Consider the following 4,528-nt stretch of genomic DNA (forward strand, 5'->3'; position numbering starts at 1 on the left):
TTCGGCGCCTTCTTCGGCGAGCCCGCCGCCCATCCCACCACCGATTGATTGGTCGCCCACGCCATGGCCCCGACGCAGTTGCCCGAAGCCGAAGTCCATGCGCTGATGCGCGCCGAGCATGGCAACCCCTTCGGCGTGCTCGGCCCGCACGAAACCTCGCGCGGCCTGGTGGTGCGTGCGCTGCTGCCCGGCGCGCAGGGCGTGACGGTGCTGCATGCGCGCACCGGCTGGCCGCTGGCCACGCTCGAGCGGCACGAGGGCTCCGACATCTTCGCGGGCCTGGTGCCCGCGGCCGAGGCGCGCATGGGCTATGCGTTCCAGGTCGACTGGGGCTCGCACGTCTCGCGCATCGACGACCCCTACCGCTTTCCCTTCGTGCTCGGCGACACCGACGTCTGGCTGCTGGCCGAGGGCACGCACCTGCGCCCCTGGGAGCGCCTGGGCGCGCACCTGCGCGAGATGGACGGCGTCAAGGGCGTGGCCTTCGCGGTCTGGGCGCCGAATGCGCGGCGCGTGTCGGTGGTCGGCGACTTCAACAACTGGGACGGCCGGCGCCACATGATGCGGCTGCGCCGCGAATGCGGCGTGTGGGAGGTCTTCGCGCCGCACGTGGCGGTGGGCGATGCCTACGAGTTCGAGCTCCTGTCGGCGCAGGGCGAGCTGCTGCGCAAGGCCGATCCCTTCGCCTTCTCGTCGCGGCTGCGGCCCGACACCGCCTGCGTGGTGCGCCCGCTGCCGCCGGTCGCCACCATGCCCGCGGGTCGCGCCAAGGCCAACGGGCGCGACGCGCCGATCAGCATCTACGAGGTGCACCTGGGCTCGTGGCGGCGCAAGAACGGCCACGAATGGCTGGACTACATCGAGCTCGCCGACACCCTGGTGCCCTACGTGCGCGACCTCGGCTTCACGCACATCGAGCTGCTGCCCATCACCGAGCATCCGTTCGACGGCTCCTGGGGCTACCAGCCGATCGGCCTCTATGCGCCGACCTCGCGCTTCGGCACCCCGAGCGACTTCCGCTTCTTCGTGGCCGCGGCCCATGCGGCCGGGCTCGGCGTGATCCTCGACTGGGTGCCCGCGCACTTCCCGACCGACGCGCATGGCCTGGGCCGCTTCGACGGCACGGCGCTGTACGAGTACGCCGATCCGCGCGAGGGCTTCCACAACGACTGGAACACGCTGATCTTCAACTGGTCGCGCACGGAGGTGCGCAACTACCTCGTGGGCAATGCGCTGTACTGGCTCGAGCGCTACGGCATCGACGGCCTGCGCGTGGATGCCGTGGCCTCGATGCTCTACCGCGACTACAGCCGCGGGCCCGGCGAGTGGGTGCCCAATGCGCAGGGCGGGCGCGAGAACCTCGAGGCGATCGAGTTCCTGCGCCGCATGAACCGCGTGGTGGGCACCGAGCGCCCCGGCGCGGTGACGATCGCCGAGGAGTCGACCAGCTTCCCCGGCGTGACACGGCCGCCCGAGGACGGCGGGCTGGGCTTCCACTACAAGTGGAACATGGGCTGGATGAACGACACCCTGGCCTACGCGGGCAAGGACCCGCTGTACCGGCCGCATCACCACCGCGAGATCACCTTCGGGCTGATGTACGCGCACAGCGAGAACTTCGTGCTGCCGTTCTCGCACGACGAGGTGGTGCACGGCAAGGGCTCGATGATCGCGCGCATGCCGGGCGACGAGTGGCAGAAGTTCGCGGGGCTGCGCAACCTGTACGGCTACCTCTGGGCCTATCCGGGAAAGAAGCTGCTGTTCATGGGCTGCGAGTTCGCGCAGGTGGCGGAGTGGAATGCGGACCGCAGCCTCGACTGGCATCTGCTCGAGCATGCATCGCATCAGGGGGTGCGGCGGCTGGTGCGGGATCTCAACAACGTGTATCGGCACTATCCGGCGTTGCACGAGCTCGACCATGAAGGGGCGGGGTTCGAGTGGCTCGTGCATGACGATACGGCGCAGTCGGTGTTTGCGTTCGTTCGTCGGGGGCGGGATGGGGCGTTTGTATTGGCTGTCTGCAACTTCACGCCTGTGGTTCGGCATGGGTATCGGTTGGGGGTGCCTTGTTCGGGGTCCTATCGGGAGATCATCAATACCGATGGGGTTGTTTATGGGGGAAGTGGGGTGGGGAATGGGGTGGTTGCCAGTGAGGCTTTGGCTTGGCATGGGAAAGCGGATTCGGTGGTGGTTGATTTGCCTCCCCTGGCTACCTTGATGTGGGTGTTGGCTTGAATTTGAGTTGTTTGTCTTGCAGAGGCAGGAGCCGGGAATTCCGCCCGGCGGCGGACCTACTTTCTTTTGCTTCGCCAAAAGAAAGTAGGCAAAGAAAAGGCGACCCCACTGCCTGTGTCCCTTCGCTTCGCTACGGGCAACCTGCGGTGCTCGGGGAAAGCGGGGGTCCGCAGAACTCGCTCCACTTCGTTGCGCTCAGACAGCTGCGGCCCTTATCCCGCTTTCCCCTGCGCTCCTCGGCACAGCCAGAGGGGATCAGAGTCAACGCGCCATGGCGCGTCCTTGTGTGGGGCGGTGCGAGTGCGAAGGCCCCGGGTCTTCTTCCACTGGGGCCGAGCGAAGCGAAGGCCCTTTGGGCTTGCTCGGCCGAGCGCAGCGATGGCCCGACCCACCCCCTCTGGCTGCGCCGAGGAGCGCAGCGTTTCGCGGATAAGGGCTCGCAGCTGTTTGAGCGAAGCGAGTTCTGCGAGACCCCGCGAAACGCGAGCACCGCAGGTTGCCCGCAGCGAAGCGGAGGGTCGCAGACAGTGGGTCGCCTTTTCTTTGGTTACTTTCTTTTGGCGAAGCAAAAGAAAGTGACTCGCCCGCCGGGGCGAGACCCGGCCAACAGCCTCAGCAAGAGAAAGCCTCAACCATCGTGCTGAACCCAGGAACGCCGTACCCCCTAGGCGCCACAGCAACCCAAGCAGGCGTCAACTTCGCCCTGGCAGCACCAGCAGCCGAAAAGGTAGAACTCTGCCTCTTCGACCCCACAGGCACCCACGAACAGCAGCGACTCAAGCTCCCCGAGTTCACAGACGGCATCTGGCACGGCCAACTCCCCAGCGCCCGCCCCGGCCTCGTCTACGCCTACCGAGTCCACGGCCCCTGGTCCCCGAGCGAGGGCCACCGTTTCAACCCATCGAAGCTGCTGCTCGACCCCTATGCCCGCGAGATCGTCGGAAGCTACGACGGCAGCGACCTCTTCCGAGGCCACGCCACCGCGGACCCGACGCAGCGCGACACACGGGACAACGCCAGCATCGCCCTCAAGGCCCGCGTGGTGCCCGCCCCAGCCAGTCAAACCCCAGGCCACGCCCGCATCCCCCCCACAGACCGCGTGATCTGCGAACTCCACGTCCGCGGCCACACGAAGCTGCACCCCGCCGTCCCCGCCCCCCTGCGCGGCAGCTACGCCGCCCTCGCCGAGCCGGCCGTGCTCGACCACCTGCAGCGCCTGGGCGTCACCACGCTGAGCCTGATGCCGGTGCAGCACCGCGCCGACGAGGAACGGCTGCTCGCGATGGGCCTCACGAACTACTGGGGCTACAACACCATCGGCTGGTTCGCGCCCGAGGCGCGCTACTGGAGCGGCCGCCCCGGCACCACGCCGGCCGGCGAGTTCCGCGCGCTGGCCGACGCGGTGCATGCGCGCGGCATGGAGCTCGTGATCGACGTGGTCTACAACCACAGCGCCGAGAGCGACGAGCTCGGCCCCACGCTGTCGCTGCGCGGCATCGACAACGCCCTCTACTACCACCTGCGCGCCGACGACCGCGCGCTCTACGAGAACTGGACCGGCACGGGCAACTGCCTGAACCTCGGCGAGCCGCGCGTGCTGCAACTCGTGATGGACAGCCTGCGCTTCTGGGCCGGCGAGATGGGCGTGGACGGCTTCCGCTTCGACCTCGCGCCGGTGCTGGGCCGCGCCACGGCCACGGGCTTCGATCCGCGCGCCCCCTTCTTCGCGGCCATCGCGCAGGATCCGCTGCTGTCGCGCACGCTGCTGATCGCCGAGCCCTGGGACATCGGGCCGGGCGGCTACCGGCTCGGCGAATTCCCGCCGGGCTGGCTCGAATGGAACGACCGCTTCCGCGACACGCAGCGCGGCTTCTGGCTGCGCCAGGACCGCGAGGGGCGCGCCGGCCTGGGCGACTTCGCGCACCGCTTCACGGCCTCGAGCGCGCAGTTCGCGCACGCCGGGCGCTCGCCCGCCGCGAGCGTGAACTTCGTGACCGCGCACGACGGCTTCACGCTGCGCGACCTGCTGAGCTACGACACGCGCCACAACGAGGCCAACGGCGAGAACAACCGCGACGGCCATGGCCACAACCTGAGCCGCAACTGCGGCGTGGAAGGCCCGAGCGACGATCCCGCGGTGCGGGCCGAACGGCTGCGGCTCTCGCGCGCGCTGCTGGCCGTGCTGATGCTGTCGCAGGGCACGCCGATGCTGCTGGCCGGCGACGAGATCGGCCACACGCAACACGGCAACAACAACGCCTACTGCCAGGACAACGAGACCACCTGGCTGCAC

At 68.6% G+C, this 4,528-nt stretch carries 2 protein-coding genes; both read left to right on the forward strand.

What is annotated here, in order from left to right:
• Nucleotides 1–63: 63 nt before the first annotated feature.
• Nucleotides 64–2,235 carry a 1,4-alpha-glucan branching protein GlgB gene (gene glgB / locus AC27VN_RS33710; RefSeq protein ID WP_490879384.1) on the forward strand — a complete coding sequence of 724 codons (2,172 nt, stop codon included), beginning with the start codon at nucleotides 64–66 and terminating at the stop codon, nucleotides 2,233–2,235.
• Between the two features lie 637 nt (nucleotides 2,236–2,872).
• Nucleotides 2,873–4,528: glycogen debranching protein GlgX (gene glgX, locus AC27VN_RS33715; protein WP_490879385.1), on the forward strand; the 1,656-nt coding region annotated here is incomplete at its 3' end.

It is taken from the genome of Variovorax sp. 20P10.2.4 (assembly GCF_058244205.1).

Coding starts and splice junctions, on each gene's coding strand:
- glgB (WP_490879384.1), top strand. CDS start 64: ATGGCCCCGACGCAGTTGCCCGAAGCCGAAGTCCATGCGCTGATGCGC.